The organism is Lichenicola cladoniae (genome assembly GCF_013201075.1).
Lineage (GTDB): Bacteria > Pseudomonadota > Alphaproteobacteria > Acetobacterales > Acetobacteraceae > Lichenicola > Lichenicola cladoniae.
In genome coordinates this window covers 4,024,998-4,046,776 of record NZ_CP053708.1, presented here as the reverse complement: position 1 = coordinate 4,046,776, position 21,779 = coordinate 4,024,998, and the positions used below count along the sequence as shown (strand labels likewise).

Genomic DNA, 21,779 nt, shown 5'->3' with positions numbered 1-21,779 from the left:
CATGGCGAGCACGACTCCGCCGACTGCAGTTGCCGACGCCGCAGGCGTTACCGAGGACGGCCCGCTGACGACGACCGGCAACGTGCTGGCCAACGATACCGACCCGTCGGGGCTCGCATTGTCGGTGACCGCGGTCAACGGCGTCACCATCGGCGGCGCGACCACCATCGTCGGCGTCTACGGCACCATGGTGATCCAGGCGAACGGCCAGTACACCTACACGCTGGCCAACACCCAGGCGAACGTGCGCGCGCTGGCGAACCAGCAACTGGCGGTCGACAAGTTCACCTACACGATCTCCGATGGGCAGGCCTATACCCAGACATCGAGCCAGCTGCAGCAGAACTTCATCACCCAGTCCGAAGCGTTCAATGCTGCGAACTGGAGCAGCTTCAGCGGTTCCGGTACGGCACCTGTTATCGTCGCCAACACCGATCCCGGCCCGACCGGTGCGGCCAGCACCGCCGACACGGTGACCCTGTCGAGCGCCAGCTCCGGCCTTTACACGACAACCAATGTATCCGGGCAATACACCTTCAGCGTCTATGTCCGCCTGGTCAGCGGCAGCGGCGCGTTCAGCTTCAACTACTATAACGGCGCCAGCGGTGCCGACGGCCTGCAGACCGCCACCGCGACCAGCCTCTGGCAGCGCCTGAGCTGGACCTTCACCGGCGGCGGCAATGCCGGGTCCAACGTGGCGCTGATGCTCGGGGCTGGCCAGGGCACCGCCGGGACCTTCGAGTTCTGGGGTGCGCAGCTGAACGCGGGTGCGGCTCCGCTGACCTACGTCGCCACCACCGGCACCTCCATCAACACCACCGCAGCCGTGACCACGCCGGTCGTGGTCACCTCCGCGCTCTCGGTGACCGTCAGCGGCAGCGCGCCGGTGGCGGTCGCCGATATGGCATCGGTCACCAGGAACGGCACGCTGACATCGACCGGCAACGTGTTGGGAAACGACACCGACGGTGCCGGGCTTCCGCTTTCCATCCTTTCGGTCAATGGCATCTCGATCAGCGGAACGACTACCATCGTCGGGATCTACGGCACGCTGGTGATCCTTGCGAACGGCCAGTACACCTACACGCTGGCGAACAGCCAGGCCAACGTGCTCGGCCTGTCGAGCGGCCAGACCGCGACCGATCAATTCACATACACGGTCTCGGATGGACGGACCCATACCCAGACGATCACCCAGCTTCAGCAGAACCTGATCACCCAGTCCGAAGCTTTCGATAGTTCGAGCTGGACCAGCTTTGCAAACTCAGGCACCGCGCCGGTCATTGTCGCCAACACCGATCCCGGCCCGTCCGGCACTGTGAGTACCGCCGACAAGGTGACGTTGTCGAGCGCCAACTCGGGCCTGTACACAACTACCGGCGTCTCCGGACAATATACCTTCAGCGTCTATGCCCGCCTGATCAGTGGCAGCGGGGCGTTCAGCTTCAACTACTATAATGCCGCCAGCAACGTCAGCAGCCTGCAGACGGCCACCGCGACCGGTGTCTGGCAGCGGCTCAGCTGGACGTTCACCGGCAGCGGAAACGCCTCGTCCAACGTGGCGCTGATGCTTGCGGCCGGCCAGGGCACGGCGGGAACCTTCGAGTTCTGGGGCGCGCAGTTGAACTCCGGCGCTACGGCGCTCGCCTATAATGCAACCACGGGCAGCACGATCAACACGACAACGACCAGCACCGACGACACCGGTTTCGGCGCGGCCCTATCCGTTACGGTCATCGGGGCCGGGACCAACACACCGCCGACTGCAGTTGCCGACGCGGCCGGCGTCACCGAGGACGGCCCGCTGACGACGACCGGCAACGTGCTGGCCAACGATACCGACCCGTCGGGGCTCGCATTGTCGGTGACCGCGGTCAACGGCGTCACCATCGGCGGCGCGACCACCATCGTCGGCGTCTACGGCACCATGGTGATCCAGGCGAACGGCCAGTACACCTACACGCTGGCCAACACCCAGGCGAACGTGCGCGCGCTGGCGAACCAGCAACTGGCGGTCGACAAGTTCACCTACACGATCTCCGATGGGCAGGCCTATACCCAGACATCGAGCCAGCTGCAGCAGAACTTCATCACCCAGTCCGAAGCGTTCAATGCTGCGAACTGGAGCAGCTTCAGCGGTTCCGGTACGGCACCTGTTATCGTCGCCAACACCGATCCCGGCCCGACCGGTGCGGCCAGCACCGCCGACACGGTGACCCTGTCGAGCGCCAGCTCCGGCCTTTACACGACAACCAATGTATCCGGGCAATACACCTTCAGCGTCTATGTCCGCCTGGTCAGCGGCAGCGGCGCGTTCAGCTTCAACTACTATAACGGCGCCAGCGGTGCCGACGGCCTGCAGACCGCCACCGCGACCAGCCTCTGGCAGCGCCTGAGCTGGACCTTCACCGGCGGCGGCAATGCCGGGTCCAACGTGGCGCTGATGCTCGGGGCTGGCCAGGGCACCGCCGGGACCTTCGAGTTCTGGGGCGCGCAGTTGAACGCGGGCGCTGCTCCGCTGACCTACGTCGCCACCACCGGCACCGCCATCAACACCACCGCAACCGTGACCACGCCGATCGTGGTCACCTCCACGCTCTCGGTAACCGTCACCGGTACGGTGCCGGTCGCCAATCCGGACACCGCCAGCATTGCCGTCGGAAGCCAGGTTCCGGCCACCGGCGGACTGCTCTCCAACGACACCGACGCGACCGGGATCGTCCTGTCGGTCTCCACGGTCAACAGCCAGACCATCAGCGGCAGCACGACCATCGTCGGCATCTATGGAACCATGGTCGTGCAGGCGAACGGCCAATACACCTACACGCTGAACAGCGGGCTGCTGGAGCAGGCCCTGGTCGGCGGCGAGATCGAGCACGATGTTTTCGTCTATACGGTGTCCGACGGACGCGTACACACCGTGACCGGGACCGTCGTCAACCAGAACCTCATTACCCAGTCAGAAGCCTTCGACAATGCAGTGTGGACCAGGTTTGCTCAGTCCGGAGGAACCACGCCTTCCATCACCGCCAATGTAGACCCGGGCCCGAACGGCGGTGCCGCCACTGCGGACATCGTAACCCTGACCAGTGCGAGCTCAGGGATCGCCTATCTCAGCATTGTTTCGGGCCAATACACCTTCAGCGTCTGGGTCAGGCTGATCAGCGGCAACGCGAACTTCGCCTTCAACTATTACAGCGCAGCCCCGAACCTCAGCTACACCCAGGCGGCGGTCGCGACGACCGCCTGGCAACGCCTGAGCTGGGTGATCGTCGGCGATGCCAACGGCGCGTCGAACGTGGCGCTCATGCACAGCGCTACCCAGTCAACGACCGGAAGCTTCGAGTTCTGGGGCGCAGAACTCAATCCAGGAGCCACTCCGGACGCCTATGTCGCCACCACCGGCGCCGCGGTCAGCATTACCAGCGCGACCAGCAGCGTGGTGACGCCCGGATCGACCTTGGACGTCGCCGTGACCGGGACCGATGCCGGCCAGGCTGGCCCGGCCCTGAACCTGCAATCGACCACGGCCGGCGTCGTCGCGAACCTTGCGACCGGCCAGTGGACCGTACCGCTGAAGATCATGCCATTCGGGGATTCAATCACGCATGGCTGGATCGCCGCCGACTGGTCGGTGCAGGGCATCACGACCGACCAGGGCTACCGCGGGCCGTTATGGCAGAGTTTCGTGACGGACCAGGCGCTGGTCAACTTCGTCGGCGACCAGGTCGATGGCCCGGCGACCCTGCCGGACGGCGACAATGCCGGATATCCGGGCTTCACCACCGCCCAACTGTTGGCGAAGCTGCCCGACCTGCTCGCGGTCCAGCAACCCGGGGCCGTGCTGCTCGAGGCCGGTGCGAACGACCTCCTGCAGGGTATCGCCCAGGCAACCACGATCGCCAACCTCACCAGCATGATCGACAAGATCAGCGCTGCCAACGCCGCGACCCAGATCTATATCGGCACGGTGACGCCCCTGACCGCGGTTTCCACCACCACGGAATCGTCACTCAACACCGCGATCGCGACGATGGTGAAGCAGGAGCAGGCCGCCGGCGACAAGGTCGTGCTGGTCGACATGAGCAACATCACCACGGATGACCTGATTTTCGACGGGACCCACCCGAACGATGTCGGCTACGGCCTGATGGCGCAGAACTTCTTTGCCGCGATCCTGGCGCAGCAGCCGATCCGGGCCGGGACGCCCGGCGGAACCGTGAATACGATCTCGTCCGCCACCGTCAACATCGTTGGCGGCAGCGGCAACGACCTGCTGATCGGCGACACCCGCAACAACATCATCAATGGCGGCGCCGGCAACGACGTGCTGATGGGCGGCGGTGGCAACGACACGCTGATCGGCGGCCCCGGCGCCGACCAGTTCGACATCAGCGCCATCGCCGGAATTGTGAGCATCCTGGATTTCCTGCCGTCGCAGGGAGACATGCTGGTCTGGGATCATATCAAGGGTCTGACCGGCGCGGCCTCGCTCAGCGGCCACTACACCCAGACCGGCGGTCAGACGGTCATCAATCTCTCGTCCTTCGGAACAAGCCTTGAGGTCACGCTGGCCAACTACACCGGCGACCTGAGCCACAGCATCTTCCTCAGCACATGATGGCCGGTTCCGACATGAGGATAAAGCGCCAGGCCGGGTCGGGCTACATCTATGGCGCGGATATCCTGCGCTTTGCCGCAGCGGTGTTGGTGGCGATGTTCCACCTGACCTGGCTCAATAAGAGCACGTCGACGATCTCGTGGTTCGGCTGGATCGGCGTCGAGATATTCTTCGTGCTGTCCGGCTTTGTCATCGCCCGCTCGGCCAGCAACACCACCCCGATGCGCTTCGTGAAATCCCGCATCCTCCGCCTCTATCCCGCGGCCTGGGTATGCACGATCATCAGCTTCCTGGTCGTGGTGTTTCATGTCAGGGGACTGTCGGGATTGAGCATCGGCCTGTTCGCACGGCTCGGCGCGTCCCTGATGCTGTTACCGACCGGGCCATTCATCGCATCCGCCTACTGGACCCTGCCGATCGAGATCGTGTTCTACGGCGCAGTCTTCTGCATCCTGCTTGCCGGGCGAATCGACCGCATCGAGAAACTCACCACGGTGCTCTGCATCGCCAGCGCGCTCTATCTCTGCTTCTATGCGTGCCAGGTTGCCGGCATCATCAACCAGCCCCTGCTCGAGTTCGGCTATGGCTGGCGCAACGTGCTGCTGCTCCGGCACGGGATCTACTTCGCGTTCGGGATCTATCTCTGGCTCTGGTCGGAGCGACGACTCAGCCGTCGCGGAGCGGCCGGCTGGGCGCTGGCCCTTGCCATGGCGCCCCTGGAGATCGCCTGCCGGTCGGCGGAGCTCGTCGCGCTGATGCCGGCCCCGGTCCAACTTGGCACGGTGTGGCTGGTCCCGATCCTGATCTGGCTTGGCGCCTGCGCCGTGCTCGTGGCCTCCACAGCATGGCGCGGCAGAATCGCACGCCTGCCGGCGCCGTTGCTGCGCTGCATCCGGGTCGCCGGCCTGTCCACCTATCCGCTCTATCTGATCCATGAGGATCTTGGCGAACTCTTGCGGGACGTGCTGATCGGGCTTGGCTGCCCCTACCTCGTGGCGGCGGTTGCCGCGATCGGCCTGTGCGAGATCGTGGCGGTGCTGATTGCCTACGTTCTGGAGCCGGCAGTGAGACGCGTCCTCAATGCGGCGTTCGTCGCGATTGGAGAGATGCGGCTGCCGGACCCCCAAATTGTCCCCGTCCTAGAACACGCCGACAACGACGATCTCGTCATGCGCGGCCCGGGCGGCCCGGATCGCCGCTGACCGGGCGGCGGATGCCGTATGTTCGTCGGGGGCGGACCGGCATATCGACGCGCGGCTCGGCAGCACCTTGTTGAGACGCCGGCCGACAGCCCGGCTGAACCTGCTCCCATATGCGGAGACATGCATGGCGCTGCCGCTACCCATCGCGACATCGCTGACAAAGTATCGATTGGAGAACGGATCGGTCACTCCGCACCAGAGAGCGCGTCCCGGCGGCGCGGACGTCGCGGACGCGGGCGCATCGGCTTGATTATCCACCGGATCGTCGGGTGCGGCTGCTGCCGAAGCCAGTCCGATCGCGACGAGGCCGGCCATCAGGCCAAGACGGCCCGGTAGGAGACATTTCATTCCGTTTCCATCCCGTGGTTCCGACATGTGCTTTCTCCATGCTGTTGCAGGATGTTCCGCCCTGCCATGCCAGGCGATCGGCCGGTGCTGCGACTATCTCCTGCGTGTTTATCAAGCCGTGGTGCGGTCGCGCCAGAGCAAAACTATCGACCAGGAATATCCATAGAGCGCTATTCATGAACGATCCGATATGATAACAAACTCTACTCTCGAGATCGAAGCCGAATGCATCGCGGTTAGGATGGTGTTGCTTGTCCGATGCTTACAAATCAATGTCCGCGTTTCCTGCGATGGTGGTCGTTATCGCCATGACCGGTCTCCTGCGACCGGATGCAGCCCGTGCACAGGTCATCGATACCTATCTGCCTCCGCTCGGCGCCGCCTATGGTACGACCGGCGCGGACCAGGTTCGCGCGCATGACCTCGACGAATACGCGCCTTATGGTATCCATTTGGGCACCGCCCGGATCGACGGGGAAATCTCGGCATCCGGCGGCTATGACAGCAACGCGGATGCGGTGCCGAACGGGCATGCAAGTGCGGTGTTCATCGATGCAGGTTCTGCGTCGATCGTATCAGACTGGGCCCGCAACCAGCTTCACGCGGGAATGACCGTCATCGACGTCCATTATCCGGAACGTAGTATCCAGGATCAGACCAGCTGGACCGCCACCGCCGGCGGCGTCTACGATCTTGGTCGGGACAAGCTGGGCGTGTCCTACAACCATCTCGATCTCTACCAGATCTCGACCGATATCGGAGCACTCCTGAGCATCAGGCCGGTTCATTACCAGGTCGACAGTGCCGGCATCAGCTATTCGTCCGCATTGCATAACCGGCTGACGCTGATCCCGGAACTGCTCGTCACCCAGTATCGGTTCGGCGGTGGATCCGACACCGGCATCGGTAGCCAGGCGTATCGCGATCGTACGCTGCTCACCGGATCGGTTGCTGGTCGTTACGAAATGGCACCGGGCGAAACCCTGCTCCTGGTCGTACAGGGCACTGACATCGCCTATCAGCAGAAACTGGCCGGCCTGCCGGGCCGGGATTCGCTAGGCGGCGCGGTCATGGCCGGCATCGATTTCGGATTGTCCGGACCGATACGGCTTCGCGCGCTGGTCGGCTACCAGCGACGCAGCTACCGCTCCGACGTCTATGGAAATATAGACTCGCCGATCGCGCAGCTCGAGCTCAGCTGGCTGCCGACCCAGCTGACCACGATCTCGCTTGCGGTCCAGAACGGCATCGAGGATAGCGGTTTCGAGAATGTCGGTGGTTTCACCTACACCTCCGCGCGCCTGTCGCTGCAGCACGCCTATCTCCGCAACCTGACCTTCGGCGCCTATACACAGATCCAGAACGCCAACTACTCGTCGACGCCGATCGAGTTGCAGAACACGCCGCTCAACCAGCAGCAATCCAACCAGACGATCTATGGCGTCGGCCTCAACATGAAATGGCTGCTGAACCGGTCGCTGTCCATCACCGCGAACTACGACTTCTCCACCCAGAACAGCGTGTTGACCGATAGCCTTACCACCAATGAGTTCCTCGTCGGCCTGCACTTCGCGTTTTGACCGACCTGACCCCGATTTTCCCGATAAGGATGCAGATGGCTCGTTCCTCGAACACTCGGATCAGGCAGGCGTCGCTGGCGACGCTGGTCCTCGTCACGCTCGGCGCATGCTCGCAAGGCGCCAGTCTGCCGCTGCTTCCGCCCTACGATCCGCATAACTACCAGTTGGGCGTGGAAGACCAGATCCGGGTCATCACCTACGGGCAGGATCAGCTCAGCACCGATTTCGCGGTCAATGAGCACGGCACGGTCACTGTGCCGCTTCTCGGCGATCTCCAGGCACAGGGCCTGACGACAGCCGAATTCGCGGCCGAGATGGCGGCGGAACTGGAAAAGAAACACCTGCTTCGTCATCCGAACGTGTCGGTCGAGGTGTCCGCCTACCGGCCGCTGGCGATCCTCGGCGAGGTGGTGAAGCCGAGCCAGTACGCCTACCAGCCCTCGATGACCCTGCTGATGGCGGTCGCACTGGCCGGTGGCTACACCTACCGTGCGGTCGAGGATTATGCCTACGTCGAACGCCATGACGGCGAGCATGTGACGATCGGCCGGCTGTTGCCACAGAGCTACGTGAAGCCCGGCGACGTCATCAAGATCTACGAGCGCCATTTCTAGAGATGTTCCGACGGTCGCGTTCCGGCAGGAGGAACAGGTGGCTTGATCTGGATCAACGTAGGCTGACGGACGTCGAGGGATAACGCCTCAGGCGTCGCGCGCGCGTCGATCCAGACAGGAGTGGTTCATGACAAACAGGATGCAGGCCGCGTTCGTCGAACGGTTTGGCGAGCCGCTGGTGCTCCGGGCGTGCGAGATCCCGTCACCCGGGCCGGGGCAGATCCTGGTCAAGACGGAAGCCTGCGGCGTTTGCCACACTGACCTGCATGCGGCACGCGGCGACTGGCCGCTCAAGCCGACGCCGCCGTTCATCCCGGGTCACGAGGGCATCGGTCGTGTCGTGGCGCTCGGTTCCGGCGTCGCCAATGTCAGGCTGGGCGATCGCGTTGGCGTGCCATGGCTCTATTCGGCCTGCGGCCATTGCGAATACTGCCTCAAGGCGTGGGAGACCGTGTGTGCCGAGGCGCAGTTCGGCGGCTATACCAGGAACGGCGGCTTCGCGGAGTATATCCTGGCCGATCCGGACTATGTCGCCCACATTCCGGACGGGCTATCCGCCATCGATGCTGCGCCGATCATCTGTGCCGGCATCACCACCTACAAAGGCATCAAGGAGACCGAGGCCAAACCGGGCGAATGGATCGTGATTTCCGGCGCCGGCGGCCTGGGCCATCTGGCGATCCAGTATGCCAAGGCGATGGGGCTGAACGTGTGTGCCGTCGACATCGACGATGGCAAGCTCGACCAGGCGACAGGGCTTGGCGCCGACCTCACGATCAATGCGAAGACCGGCGACCCGGCTTCCATCCTCCGGCAGCATATCGGCGGCGGTGCGCATGGTGTGCTGGTCACCGCCCCGTCGCTGACCGCCATCCGCCAGGGGGTCGGCATGACACGCAAGCTCGGCACCTGCGTGCTGGTCGGGTTGCCGCCCGGCGAGTTCCCGCTGCCGTTGTTCGACGTGGTGGCGAACTGCATCACCGTCCGCGGCTCGTTCGTCGGCACCCGCCAGGATATGGCCGAGGCATTGCAGTTCGCGGCCCAGGGCAAGGTCAGGGCGCATGTCGAGCTGCAGCCGCTCTCGGCAATCAACCGGGTTTTCGAGCGCCTCGAACGGGGCGACGTGGCGGCGCGCGTGGTCCTCGAGTTCTCCGATCGCTGACCAGCGCCACCGGGGCCGCGAGCAGCACCGACCGGGACCTTGCGGTCCCGGCTCTGGCCGACCCGTTACTGGATGGAGATGTTGTTCTCTACCCCGGTCGCTCCGGGTGCCGCCCATGCCGTGGCGGCCGCCACCTGACGTTCATGCGGCGTATGCACCGTTCCGGTGAGTTTGACCTTGCCGCCTTCCGCGCTGACCTGGACCGTCTGCGGATCGAAGAACCAGGAGCGGTGCAGGGCGTGCATGATGTCGTCGCCGAGGTTCAACGTGTCGACCCTCGGCTTGATGGTGATCTGGTTGCTGACGCCCACGACGCCGTGCAGACTGCGTACGTCCTCGGCCGCCGCTTTCTTCTGGAAGAAGAAGTCGACCTCGCCGGTCAGGGTGAGCCACCCGTGCTCGACCGTCGCCTTGACCCGGTCCTGAGGCACGGAAACGTTCCACGCGAAGCGCTCGAGCACCGCCGACGCGATATCCTCGTCGGTACGGCTTGCATCGAACGGCAGCTTCACCTCGATCTCGTCCGCCACGGCCTTGACGCCGCTCACGCTGCGCGCCGATGTCTCGGCGGCGTGCTTCTGGGCGTAGGTCTCGACACGACCGGTCAAGGTGACGACGCCCGCATCCGCGGTGACGCCGATATGGCCGGCGGTGACGCTCGGCTCCCAGATCAGTTCCGCAAGAACCGCCTGTTGCAATTTCCTGTCGCTGGACATGATGCCTCCCGGAGTGCCGATCGAAAACTGCACCGCTCGAAGCAGCCATGCACTTCAACCAAGGACAGCATGGTCGCACCCGGCATGGGCCGTCTTGATCTGGATCAAGCCATTTTGGCCGCAACCGGCCGAGTATGAATTTCCACGGTCGATGTGGCGTGGCGGGAGGTTGTTCATGGGCAAGCAAGGGTTGGTAACCGCAAGGGGCATCATCGCGACCGCCCTGGCCGACTTCGAGTATCGGGACGCCACTTTCGAAGATGTCGCCGATGACGTCGTCAAGGCGCTGGCAACAGCCGGGTTCCGGATCGTGACGCTCCCGCCGGCCGACGCCGTGGCTGTCGGGACAGATCCGACCGGCGGCCACAGGATACCCAAAGCCTCGGCCCGATAGCAGCGCCGGCTCAGGCTACGCAAAGAAGCACGGGTCGGCGGTCCTTACGACCGAACCGGGTGCCAACCCGGTATTTGAACATTGTGGGTTGAGTGCAGCCAAACCGTGCAGCCCGCCGCATCGAGCGCTTCGGCCGCGCAACCCACCCGCAACATCGACGTCGATATTGCCAAGACCGCGTTACACAACATCGTGTCGCACGACACACGACGACCGGTCCTGTGGCCAGCGACAGCCACGAGGATCGCTTCGACCCAGGCCAGTGCACGCCGGTAGCATCATCCAGGCTTGCGCGGGCCGCCCTCCAATTTCTCATCGATCCGCAGCTTCATCAGAACGTCACACGACAAACCATGTCTTGTCCGGCAAAGCGGCGTCAGCTTGATGTCAGAAAGACAAACAGTTGCGCAGTTCCCATCTTTTTACCGGTTGTACCATCAGTCTTTTGCTGGCACTGCAATCTTACGAACACGCAGCGGCTCAAACCACGTCTGAGGCCGAACAGATCCAGGTAAAGGGCCAGGCTTTTCCCGGTGTCGCGACCCAGCAGGCGCCGCAGGCCGCCTCGCTGGCGGAAACCGAGCCTACCTCGACGGTCAGCGGGCGCTTCATCGCCGAGCAGACGCCCGCGACCTCGAACTACGACGACATTATCCGTCTGACGCCCAGTGCCATGGACATCGACCCGAACGGCCCTGGGCTGCAGCAGGATTTCGGCCAGAGCATACGCGGCCTCCAATACACCCAGTTCAGCGTGCTGTTCGACGGCGTCCAGGTGCCTGGCTCGCCCGGCAACCTCTCGCCGCAGCCGGCCGCCTATTTCGTGGCCCATGATCTGGGGCCGATCACGGTCAATCGCGGTCCCGGTCCTGCTTCCACCATCGGTTCGGCGACGTTCGGCGGAGACGTCGAGATCCATTCGCGCGATCCGTCGACAACGGCGTCGATCAACCCGTACGCGACCTTCGGCAGTTTCGGCACGAAGTTGTACGGCATCGAGGTAGATACCGGCACGATCGGCCAGCAGCTTGGCGGTGCATTATCGGGTGGCCGCATCCTGCTCGACATCCAGCGCAACGAGAGCCGCGGTGCGCTGAGCGGCACGTCGGACGAGCGCCGCAACCTGTTCGCGAAATACATCCAGCCGATCGGTGACGACACCACACTGACGGCCGCCGTCAATCTCGACAACGCGATCACGCACACCCCATACGGCACGCCGCTCTCGTTGATCGACACCTATGGCCGCAACTTCTCGCTGAACGACGATCCGCATTCCCAGGCATACGGCCCCTACAACAGGGATGCATACACCACCGACTTCGAATACCTGCTGATCGAGCATCGCTTCGCGCATGGGCTGACCGTCTCGGACCAACCCTACACCACCGCCTTCTACCATCGCGGCCTGCAGACCAGCGACACGTCGCTGAGCACGCCGAACCTGACCACCGGCCCAGGCAAGACCTATTATCTCCAGGGTGTTCCCACGAAGCTCAACAACGACGTTCCCGGTGCCTCCGCCCAGAACGACTACCGGGCGTGGGGAAATATCCTGCGGATCGCCAAGGATACGCCGTATGGCCAGGCGCGTGCCGGCCTCTGGTTCGAGAGCGAGGACAATACTCTCTACAAGACCAACATCGTGCTCACCCGAAACCAGCTCCCCTATACGACGTCGCGAACCGGTTCCGCCTATCAGTATTTGTATTTCGACCGCCTGACCACGGTTCAGCCCTATATCGAATTTGCCTGGCACCCGCTGGCGCAGCTGACGATCACCTCGGGCGTCAAATACAGCTCCGTCACGCGCTCGCTGCACGGTCCGCTGGTGCGAACCGTGAAGGGACCTGCGGATGACCACGCGACCTACAACAAGGCGCTGCCGTCGTTCGATGCCAACTATCGGGTCAACAGCCATCTTTCGGTATTCGCGCAAGCAGCGAAAGGCTTCCTGACGCCACCGCTGAACATATTCTACGCGCAGATCGTGAACAGCGTGCAGCCGTCGACGACCAACAATTACCAGATCGGCACGGTGTATCAGCGCGGCTGGCTGAGTGCCGATGTCGATCTGTACGATCTGCAATACCAGAACTATATCGCCAGCACCGTCATCGGCCGCAATACGCTCTATACCAACCAGGGTAACGCCACCTTCAAGGGTGTCGAGGTCGAGGCGACCGTGCAGTTGGGCCAGGGTCTGGCGCTCTATGGGAACGGCTCGCTGAACCATGCCAACTACCATAACGGCGCCTCCATCGCGCAGGCGCCACGACGGACGGCGGTGGCCGGCGTGCTGTTCGACCGTCACAGCGCGCTGCTGCATGACGATCGGATCGATGCATCGCTGCTGATTAAGGACGTCGGACCGCAATGGGGCTCCGATACCGGGCTCGTGAACAAGGTGCCGATCAAGTCCTACGACACCACAGATCTGGCGGTGCACTACCTGCTGCCGCTGCAGAATGCGCGTCATCTCGATCTCGGTGTGCAGGTCACCAACCTGTTCAACAATACCAGCCTGATCGGCTACGCAGGTGCTGCAGCCGGCAACGGCGCGCCGCTCTACTGGGTCAATCCCGGACGCGGCATATTCTTCAGCGTGTCCTCCGTACTGTGACGCCCGGTCTTCGCAGTCTACTGACCGCCTGCGTGATCGCCACGGCAGGCGGCGCGCGTGCGGCGGAACCGCCCACCCAGCCCGTCCTGGCGCAAATCGCGGACATCGCAGGCGGCGACGGTACCGGGCGCTGGATCGGCGTCACGCTGGATGATGCGCATCGTCGCGGCTACGTCGCGCGCACCGATGGGATCGCGGTGATCGCGCTCGATCGCCAGCGCCTGCTCCCGAGCCTGCTGGTCGGGCACCGGGTGAACACGGTGCTGGTGCTGCCGGATGGCGCGCTGCTGGCGACCGGGGGCGACACCGGCACGATCACCATCATCGACGCCGCGAGCGGTGCGATCCGATCGACCCTCCGCGGGTTCGACGATCCGGACGAGGCGATCCTCGAGCCGGGTACCGATCGTGCCCTCGTCGTCGACGAGGATCGCGGCGTGCTGCTCGAGATCGACCTGCAACACGGCACGACGGTACGGAGCATCCCGCTCGGGCCGAAACCGGAAATGGTCCAGGCGGACGCGTCCGGACATGCGTGGGTCAATCTGCGCGAACAGGACGAGGTCGCTGCGATCGACCTGCGGCGGGGCGTCGTAACCGACCATTATCGCCTGACCGGGTGCGAGCGGCCTTCGGGCCTCGCCGACATTCCGGACCTGCACCGGCTGGTCGTCGCCTGCGGCAACGGTATCGCGAAGGTCCTCAACGATATCGACGGGGCGGATCTCGGCACGATCGCCGTCGGGCCGCATCCGGGACCCGTCGTCGCGGGTGCAGGGCAGGCCTGGATCGCGACCGAGGACGGCATGCTCGGCGCGATCGGCTTGTCGCCCGTTCCGCGTTTGGCGATGCGATACCGGACGTATGACGGGAGCCGGGTGGTGGGCTACGACGCGGCGACGCGCCGCTTCTATGTTCCGCATGGCACGATCGTCGGGCAGGGGGCTGGCCGGCGGCTGGCGCCCGGCAGCTTCGGTGTTCTCGTGCTCCAGGCACCATGACGGAACGCAGGTAATGCACCGCAGTCACCACCGACCATCGCCCATGGCGAGAAGTCGCCTGGGAACGGCAATTTGGCAAAGCGTGGCGCTACCGCGGTCGATGACCGGTCTGGCCAGACGGTGGGTGTGGGAGCCGCCGCTTCGGCACGGTAGCGGCGCAGATGCCTGGGCGGCATTCCGTGTCCTTGTTTCGAAGGCGGTAACCTTGCCGTATCGGACACCAGGCGATGGCGCCGCTGGTGTTCTACGTCCGTTGCTCCACCATCGCCTTGACGCTGCGTAGAAAGGTCCCCCCGATCCGGATCGCGGTACCGTCTCGAAGGGTGGCCTCCCATAGTCCCGCGCCGACATGCCGCAGCCCGGCCAATTGGTCACGCCGGACGATGACCGACCGGCGCAGCCTGATGAACCGGTCCGGGTCGAGGAGACCTTCCAGGCGTGTGATCGTCTCGAGCAACAGGTAGCTTGCACCACCTGCATGGATACGCATGTAGTCGCGTTCGGCCTCGATCCGGTCGATGTCGACGGTGCGGATGCGCAGCATCGCGCCCCGATGCGGCACCCAGATCGAGTCGACGGGCGATCCTGGGGACGATGTCTGGCCTTGTCCGGACGGGCCGAGCAGCCGGGCCCGGTCGACGGCACGCGATAGCCGCTCCACCGACACTGGCTTGAGCAGGTAGTCGACCGCGGCGAGCTCGAAGGCGGCCAGCGCGTGCTGCTCGGACGCGGTGCAGAACACCACGGCCGGACGGATCGGCAACAGGTCGGCCGAGCGCGCAACTGCGAGACCATCGAGCTCCGGCATCGAGATGTCGAGCAGCACCAGTGCCGGCCGGTGCCGCCTGATCGCCTCGATCGCGCGCCTGCCGTCGGATTCCGTCCCGACGATGTCGATCCCGGGGATCTCGGCGCACAGCAGGACGAGCCTGCGCACCGCGAGTTCCTCGTCGTCGACGACCAGCGTCCGGAGAGCCTGCTCCGTCATACGCGGGCCGCTCCGACGGCGCCGGTAGAGGAGAACGGCATGGCGATCTCGGTGCGGAAGCCACCGCCGCGTCGAACCCCGTATTCGCACGTACCCGCCGCGCCGAACCGCAGCGTCAGCCGGGTCGCGACATTGCGCAGCCCGACTCCATGACCGGCGTCGGTGGCTGGACCGGTGGCATCGTCCTCGACCGCAAGGTGAAGCCGATCATCGGCCCGCCATGCGCTGACCCGCACATGCACCGGAGTGCTGGTTTTCGCCACGCCGTGCCTGATGCTGTTCTCGACGAGTGGTTGCAGCAGCAGCGCCGGTACCAGTGCGCCCGAAAGTCCCTCCGGCAGGCTGATCTCCACGAACAGGCGTTTGCCGAACCGGGTTTTCTCGATCTCGAGGTAGAGCGCCTGCAGCTCGATCTCGTCGGCCAGCGTGATGTCGCCGGAGGTATCGCTCGACAGCGTTGCCCGCAGGAACCGCGACAAGGCATCGATCGCCCGGTCGGCACCTTTGGCATCGCCGGTGACCACCAGGGCTGAAACGGTGTTGAGCGCGTTGAACAGGAAATGCGGATCGAGCTGAAAGCGGAGTGCGCGCAATTCGGCTACCCTGGCATAACTTTCCGACAAGGCGGCGCGGCGGAGGGCCCGCTGTGTTTCGATCGCCGACGAGAACGCCGTGTAGACGATCGTCCAGGACAGGAAGACGAAGTAGTTCTCCAGGATGGTGAACGCGATCTGCCCGAGCAGTCCAGGTGCCGGATCGTCGTCGTTGCGGAACGGCGACGACCCGAATACGAACAAGGCGTTGTAGCTCAACAGCGACACCAGGATGGCCGCCGGCGCCGCGAGCAGGATCGCCGCGGTAATCCTGACCCCGAACGATCTCGGCTCGATCCGGCGCAGGACGAAGTAAAGCACGCCCGTCAGCGCCATGCCGCCGATGGTCGTCACGAGATGACGCTCCATGAGCGACCGGTAATGCGGGTAGCCGAACTCCAGCAGCCGCAGCCCGATCAGCGACAGATCCAGAAGCCACGCGCCCGCGGCCGCTGCGAAGGCGAACCGTGCGCTCGACCAGCCGGCTGTCAGAGTATTCCCCGGTCCCGTATCGTTCTGCTCGGCTGTCATTCCGGCGATTGTATGGCCGGACCGCCGTCGCAACCAGCCGTCCGGATCGGGTTCGTCGATCACCGTCGGCAGTTCGTCGAGACCGTGTTCCGGCTTCGGTCGAAAGCTGCAATCACCGCGTCGTCCGAACCGCTGCGACAAGGAACCACGACGATGATGATGGACGCCGGAGAGACACGATGCGTGCTTGTGCTGGCGGTCCTGGCACTGGCCGTAATCATGCTGTGCCATGTCCCATCATCCAACGATGGAAAATGGCGGTTCGGCATCTCGATCGTCCATCGCCTCGCAGGTTCCTGCCCATCGAGCTTCGGCCTGCAGTTCGACCTGCAGACCCCGAGAGCGGTTCCGAACCCGTCGCCAGCCTGTTCCTAGAGAGACTATCCATGCGCCTGATGATGACGTGCTCTATCCTGGCCGGAATGCTTGCGACGACATCCGCCGTTGCCGACGATGCGCTCCGGAGCGCCATCGCGGCGCCCAACCGAAACCCGGCTTCGATCGCGCGTGACGGTGCCCGCCACCCCTATGATGTCCTTTCGTTCCTCGGTGTGAAGCCGGACTCGTCGGTCGCCGAGATCTTCCCGCTGACCGGCTACTGGACCGAGATCCTCGCGCCCTATCTGCACGACAAGGGGCGCTATGTTGCCGTGTTGGGCGACCCGGCCGGAAACGACAACGAACGCTACTACGCGACGTTCCCGCCGGCGCTGCAGGCGAAGTTCGCGGCCGCTCCATCGAGATATGGCAACATGCGGACTGCCGCACTGGGGGTGCATCACCTCAATTTTTTGCCGCCGAACAGCGTCGGGATGGTGCTGACCTTCCGGAACCTCCATACCTGGATGGGCGATAGTGACGTGAAGCCGGTGCTCGCGGCGTTCTACCGTGCGCTGAAGCCGGGCGGCATCCTCGGGATCGACGACCATCGTGCCCGGCCCGACCGCAAGCAGGATCCACAGGCGCTCGACGGCTATGTCCGCGAGGACTACGCGATCGCGCTGATCGAGAAGGCGGGGTTCAAGCTGGTCGCGGAATCTGAAATCGAACAAAACCCGCGTGACACCACGCACTGGCCGCAGGGCGTGTGGACGTTGCCGCCGACCTATCGCCTGGGCAATGTCGATCACGCGAAATATCAGGCGATCGGCGAAGCCGACAATTTTCTGCTGAAGTTCCGTAAGGTGCCGTGAAGCTCGTCGATTCCGTTCAGGCGATCGTGCGCGCTACCAGCATGACCGTGAGCGAACGCACGCCTTGCGCACCGTGGATCAGCACGCCCTCGATATCCGCCGTTGCCGAAGGACCGGTCTGGAACACCAGGTAGTGGCCGGCATGCATCTCCGGCCGGGCGTAGGCGTGATGCAGATTGCCCACGATATCTGCGGGATCGAGCATCACCAGCAGGTGCTGCGCCAGGTAGCCGATCGTGTTGACGACCAGTTCGCGCTCGCTGAACGCGACCGAACCCGTTTCGGCGATACCGAACGCCGCCCGAACGACCGCCAGGTCGACATCGTGCAGCAAAGCCGGCGCATCCCCGGCTGCAAGTGTGCGGGTGCCGGGTAACCTGGCCACGTTCGAGCAGACGATCCCGGCCTGGGCGATCCGCGCCCGCGCCGGGGCCAGCGGCTCCTCGGCCGGGCCGGGATCGAGCCAGCGTCCGCCCATCTGCTCCAGCCTCCGGCGGAATTCATCGACCAGCGCGTCGTCGGCCAACCGGTCGAAGAACGGCACGTCGGGCCGGGGCACCGCCTGGCTCGGTTTGTTGCCACGGACGGCTGCCAGGATGGCGTCGCGCGCGCTCACGTCCGGTTCGCCTTGTACCAGTCATGGAAGGTCCGGCGCGGCGCGTTCGGCACCTCGCGCCCGCGTCCCCAGGCGTTGAGCGGGTTGTAGACCGCGAAACGCGGCATGTGCGGCAGCACCGTGCCGACCGTGCGCACCGCGACGCGGTAGGCCGACGGGTGCGCCAGCAGGAGTGCCGCCGCCTTCATCGCGGTGCGTTTGGTGCGCGACGGCTCCTTCTGCTCCGCCATGATGCCGCGCCAGGCATGGATCTGCTGGTGGATGTCGATCTTGACCGGGCAGACGGCGGTGCAGGAGCCGTTCAGGGTCGAGGCGTAGGGCAGGGCGGAGTATTTCCGCTGGTCGATGGTCGGATCGATGATCAGCCCGATCGGTCCCGCGTAGGTGGCGCCGTAGGACAGGCCGCCCGAGCGCCGATAGACCGGGCAGGTGTTCATGCATGCGCCGCACCGGATGCATTTCAGCGCCGAGCGGAACTGCTGCATGCCGAGCCGCGCCGATCGCCCGTTATCGACCAGGATCACGTGCATCTCCGCCCCAAGCCTGGGGCCGCGGAAATGCGAGGTGTATTGGGTGATCGGCGAGCCGAGTGCGGAGCGCGACAACAGCCTGATGAAGACGCCGAGGTCGCCCGCTCGCGGGATGATCTTCTCGATGCCGGCCGATACGATATGAACCGGCGGCACGTTCGCCGAGAGGTCGGCATTGCCCTCGTTGGTGCAGACCACGACCGTCCCGGTCTCGGCAACCAGGAAGTTGGCGCCGGTCATGCCGACGCCGGCTCCCAGGATCAACGGCCGGTTGCTCTCACGCTGCTGCTCGGCCAGATAGGCGGGATCGTGATTGTCCGGGTCGGTGCCGAGCGTCTTGGCAAATACCGCGGCGACGTCCGCGCGCAGCTTATGCACGGCGGGCACCACCACATGGCTCGGATCCTCGTTGTCGAGCTGCTGGATCCGTTCCCCGAGGTCGGTCTCGATGACCGCCAGCCCCTGTTCCTGCATATGGTCGCGGAAGCCGCATTCCTCGGTGAGCATCGACTTGCTCTTGACCAGGAGTGGCGCGTCGTGGCGGCGCATGATCTCGACCACGATCCGGTTATGCTCGGCGCCGTCCCTGGCCCAATGCACGGTGATACCGTTGGCCTGGGCGTTTCGCTCGAACTCCTCCAGCAGCGTGTCGAGGTTGGCGAGGGCGTAGTCCTTGATCGACGAGGCGAGGTCGCGCAGCTCTTCCCATTCCGGAATGGCGAACGCCTCGCGGTCACGCTTCTGCCGTAGGTCCCAAAGGCGCTGATCGTGGAAGGCCAGATGGTCCGGCGCCGCGAGGAACCGCTCGGCCGCCTCGGCATGATCGATCGGGCGTTTGCCGCGCCTGATCGCCCCGCGTGGCTGTGCCTCGCGCTCCGGATGGTGTCCCGGTGTGTCGATCCGGCGTGAACGCCCTTCGGCGTGGTCGATGTCGATCCGCTTCATGGCCGATATCCGTTCAGGATCTGCGCGATATGCAGATAGTTCAGGTCGATCCCTGCGCGGGCTGCGCAGCCCTGCTGGTGCATCAGGCAGGACATGTCGGCGGAGACCACGTAGGCAGCGCCGGTGTTCTGCTGCCGCGTCACCTTGTCCAGCCCCATGCGCGCGGAAACCGCTTCCTCGGTCACCGAGTAGGTGCCGCCGAAACCGCAGCACTCGCCGGCGCGATCGGTCTCCACGATGGTCAGCCCCTCGACCGTTGCCAGCAGGGCGCGCGGTTTCGAGTGGAACGGCAGGTTCATCTCCGGCGCCGGCTCATGGTCGAGTGCGCGCAATGCGGTGCAGCTATTATGCAGCGTCACCTGGTATGGGAACTCGGCGCGGGGCAGGCGGTCCAGGCCGATGACGTCGTGCAGGAACTCGACCAGCTCGTAGGTCTTGCCCCGGACCAGCCGTCCGGCCTCGTCATCGACGCTGAACTTGTTCCGCACCTGGTTGGTGCAGGATGCCGAGGGACAAACGATCGCATCGAAACCCGCAAAATTCTCGACGAACAGCCGCTCGACCGCATGGCACTCGGCCGTGAAGCCGCTATTGCCCATCGGCTGCCCGCAGCAGGTCTGGTCGAATGGATAGGCGACGTCCAGACCCAGCCGCTCCAGCAGTTCAAGCGTGGCAATGCCGACATCGGGATAGAAGGTGTCGATGAAGCACGGGATGAACAGGCCGATCCGCATGGGCGTCTTCTCCGGCGGCATGGTCTGCCGCATCGTCGGTGGCGACAGGCCTCAGACGATACCGCCGCCGCCGGCCGTGCGCACGGGCCGCCGGGCGATGCAGGCCTGACGATAGCCACTCGCACGGTAGGCGGCCAGCGGCTCGATCGCGGCACCCTCGCGTGCGCGTGCCATCGCCAGGATCGGCGCGACATCGGTGGTGAAGGCCCTCTTGAGTTCCTGGTTGGCCATCATCGGGTCATTGGTGTCCTGGAACCCGACCAGGGCGGCCCGGTCGACCAGCAATGCCTGTGCATAGGCGCGCTGGATCTCGATCGCGGACGAAATCAGGCTCTCGATCGGGTCGGTCACGTTGTGCGACTGGTCGATCATGTAGGCCGGCGCCTTTGCAAAACCGCTTCCGGCCTCGACATCGACCAGCTCGTTGAAGACCAGGAACAGGCGGAACGGATCGATCGCCCCGGCATCCAGGTCGTCATCGCCGTATTTCGAATCGTTGAAGTGGAACCCGGCCAGCTTGCCGGCATGGATCAGGCGCGACACGATCATCTCGATATTGACGTTCGGCGCATGGTGGCCGAGATCGACCAGGCAGCTTGCCTGCGGTCCGACCTCCTGCGCTGCCAGCAGCGACGAACCCCAATCCTGGATCACCGTCGAGTAGAACGCCGGCTCGTAGATCTTGTGCTCGAGAAACACCGACCAGTCCGGCGGCAGGGCGGTCGCGATCTGCTTGACGCTGTCGATATAGCGATCGAACGACCGGCCGAAATGCGACTGCCCCGGAAAATTCGAGCCGTCGCCGATCCAGATCGTCAGCGCCTTGCTGCCCAGCTGCTCGCCGGCCTCGATGCATCGGATATTGTGCCGGATCGCCTGCGCCCGCACCGCCGGGTCGGTGTGGCTCAGGCTGCCGAACTTGTAGGAGAGCGGGTGGTCGCCGTGGCTCGGGTGATCCTGGAAGGTGTTGGAATTGACCGCATCGAAGCCCAGGCCGAGGGTTGCGGCGTACTGCCGAAGCTCGGCGAAATCGGCCACCTCGTCCCACGGAAAATGCGGCGAGATCGCGGGCGTCGCGCCGGTCAGGCTGTTGATCACCGCGCAGTCGGCGATCTTGTCGAACACGTTGGCCGGCTCGCCACCGCCGGGGAAGCGCGCGAACCGGGTTCCGCCGGTGCCGGTGCCCCAGGATGGCACCGCGACCCCGAAGCGGGACACGAGTTCGGTCACCGTCTCGATGTCGATGCCGCGTCGCGCCATGCGTCGGCCGAGGATCTCGTAATCCTCCTGCAGAGCGGCGTTCAGCGCGGCATTCTGCTCGGCGCGAAAATCGGGATCAGCTGGTCGGATCTTGATGATCTCGTTCATGTTGATCTTCTCCCGGTTTG

At 64.6% G+C, this 21,779-nt stretch carries 17 protein-coding genes; 9 read left to right on the top strand and 8 right to left on the bottom strand.

Translation table 11 applies throughout. From position 1 onward, the window contains the following. The first annotated feature begins 1 nt into the window (after window position 1). Entirely contained in the window at window positions 2-4,621 is a 4,620-nt protein-coding gene (locus HN018_RS18265; protein WP_172443492.1) for a phage head spike fiber domain-containing protein, read from the top strand. Continuing rightward, a complete protein-coding gene (locus HN018_RS18260; protein WP_171835336.1) occupies window positions 4,618-5,823 on the top strand; it encodes an acyltransferase family protein in 1,206 nt (401 codons plus the stop codon). The genes HN018_RS18265 and HN018_RS18260 overlap by 4 nt, the downstream gene beginning before the upstream one ends. On the opposite strand, the gene HN018_RS18255 is transcribed toward HN018_RS18260, so the two are convergent. Next, window positions 5,761-6,171 carry a hypothetical protein gene (locus tag HN018_RS18255; RefSeq protein ID WP_171835335.1) on the bottom strand — a complete coding sequence of 137 codons (411 nt, stop codon included), beginning with the start codon at window positions 6,169-6,171 and terminating at the stop codon, window positions 5,761-5,763. The genes HN018_RS18260 and HN018_RS18255 overlap by 63 nt on opposite strands. 308 nt (window positions 6,172-6,479) lie before the next feature. On the opposite strand from HN018_RS18255, the gene HN018_RS18250 reads away from it, so the two are divergent. From HN018_RS18250 to HN018_RS18240, 3 genes are all read left to right on the top strand, one after another. Beyond that, a complete protein-coding gene (locus tag HN018_RS18250) occupies window positions 6,480-7,751 on the top strand; it encodes an outer membrane beta-barrel protein (protein ID WP_239478806.1) in 1,272 nt (423 codons plus the stop codon). Between the two features lie 35 nt (window positions 7,752-7,786). Continuing rightward, a complete protein-coding gene (locus HN018_RS18245; protein WP_171835333.1) occupies window positions 7,787-8,365 on the top strand; it encodes a polysaccharide biosynthesis/export family protein in 579 nt (192 codons plus the stop codon). A 127-nt stretch (window positions 8,366-8,492) separates the two neighbouring features. Then, window positions 8,493-9,527: a zinc-dependent alcohol dehydrogenase gene (locus HN018_RS18240; RefSeq protein WP_171835332.1), complete on the top strand. Its 1,035-nt coding sequence runs from the start codon at window positions 8,493-8,495 to the stop codon at window positions 9,525-9,527. 65 nt (window positions 9,528-9,592) lie between these two features. Here HN018_RS18240 and HN018_RS18235 read toward each other — a convergent pair whose 3' ends face one another. After that, a complete protein-coding gene (locus tag HN018_RS18235) occupies window positions 9,593-10,243 on the bottom strand; it encodes a BON domain-containing protein (RefSeq protein ID WP_171835331.1) in 651 nt (216 codons plus the stop codon). A gap of 175 nt (window positions 10,244-10,418) precedes the next feature. Here HN018_RS18235 and HN018_RS18230 point away from each other — a divergent pair, with 175 nt between their 5' ends. From HN018_RS18230 to HN018_RS18220, 3 genes are all read left to right on the top strand, one after another. Continuing rightward, a complete protein-coding gene (locus tag HN018_RS18230) occupies window positions 10,419-10,637 on the top strand; it encodes a hypothetical protein (protein WP_171835330.1) in 219 nt (72 codons plus the stop codon). 403 nt (window positions 10,638-11,040) lie between these two features. Then, window positions 11,041-13,260: a TonB-dependent receptor gene (locus HN018_RS18225; protein WP_171835329.1), complete on the top strand. Its 2,220-nt coding sequence runs from the start codon at window positions 11,041-11,043 to the stop codon at window positions 13,258-13,260. Between the two features lie 32 nt (window positions 13,261-13,292). After that, window positions 13,293-14,261 (top strand): YncE family protein, encoded by a 969-nt coding sequence (locus HN018_RS18220; protein ID WP_171835328.1) that lies wholly within the window; start codon window positions 13,293-13,295, stop codon window positions 14,259-14,261. Window positions 14,262-14,505: 244 nt separating this feature from the next. On the opposite strand, the gene HN018_RS18215 is transcribed toward HN018_RS18220, so the two are convergent. Further along, window positions 14,506-15,249, bottom strand: a complete 744-nt coding sequence (locus HN018_RS18215; RefSeq protein WP_171835327.1) for a LytR/AlgR family response regulator transcription factor — start codon at window positions 15,247-15,249, stop codon at window positions 14,506-14,508. Then, the gene (locus tag HN018_RS18210) at window positions 15,246-16,604 is read right to left on the bottom strand and encodes a sensor histidine kinase (protein WP_171835326.1); all 1,359 of its coding nucleotides are present in this window, start codon (window positions 16,602-16,604) and stop codon (window positions 15,246-15,248) included. Before HN018_RS18210 ends, HN018_RS18215 begins: the two co-directional genes overlap by 4 nt. A gap of 164 nt (window positions 16,605-16,768) precedes the next feature. Between HN018_RS18210 and HN018_RS18205 the strand changes: the two genes are divergently transcribed. After that, window positions 16,769-17,566: a class I SAM-dependent methyltransferase gene (locus tag HN018_RS18205; protein WP_171835355.1), complete on the top strand. Its 798-nt coding sequence runs from the start codon at window positions 16,769-16,771 to the stop codon at window positions 17,564-17,566. Window positions 17,567-17,582: 16 nt separating this feature from the next. Here HN018_RS18205 and HN018_RS18200 read toward each other — a convergent pair whose 3' ends face one another. The 4 genes from HN018_RS18200 to rhaI are packed head-to-tail and all read right to left on the bottom strand — an operon-like array spanning window position 17,583 to window position 21,759. Beyond that, a complete protein-coding gene (locus HN018_RS18200; protein WP_171835325.1) occupies window positions 17,583-18,182 on the bottom strand; it encodes a LutC/YkgG family protein in 600 nt (199 codons plus the stop codon). Then, the gene (locus HN018_RS18195; protein WP_171835324.1) at window positions 18,179-19,657 is read right to left on the bottom strand and encodes a lactate utilization protein B; all 1,479 of its coding nucleotides are present in this window, start codon (window positions 19,655-19,657) and stop codon (window positions 18,179-18,181) included. The genes HN018_RS18200 and HN018_RS18195 overlap by 4 nt, the downstream gene beginning before the upstream one ends. Beyond that, on the bottom strand, window positions 19,654-20,391 hold the full coding sequence (locus HN018_RS18190; RefSeq protein ID WP_171835323.1) for a (Fe-S)-binding protein: 738 nt from the start codon (window positions 20,389-20,391) through the stop codon (window positions 19,654-19,656). Before HN018_RS18190 ends, HN018_RS18195 begins: the two co-directional genes overlap by 4 nt. A gap of 51 nt (window positions 20,392-20,442) precedes the next feature. Beyond that, window positions 20,443-21,759: an L-rhamnose catabolism isomerase gene (gene rhaI / locus HN018_RS18185; RefSeq protein ID WP_171835322.1), complete on the bottom strand. Its 1,317-nt coding sequence runs from the start codon at window positions 21,757-21,759 to the stop codon at window positions 20,443-20,445. Between the last annotated feature and the right edge of the window lie 20 nt (window positions 21,760-21,779).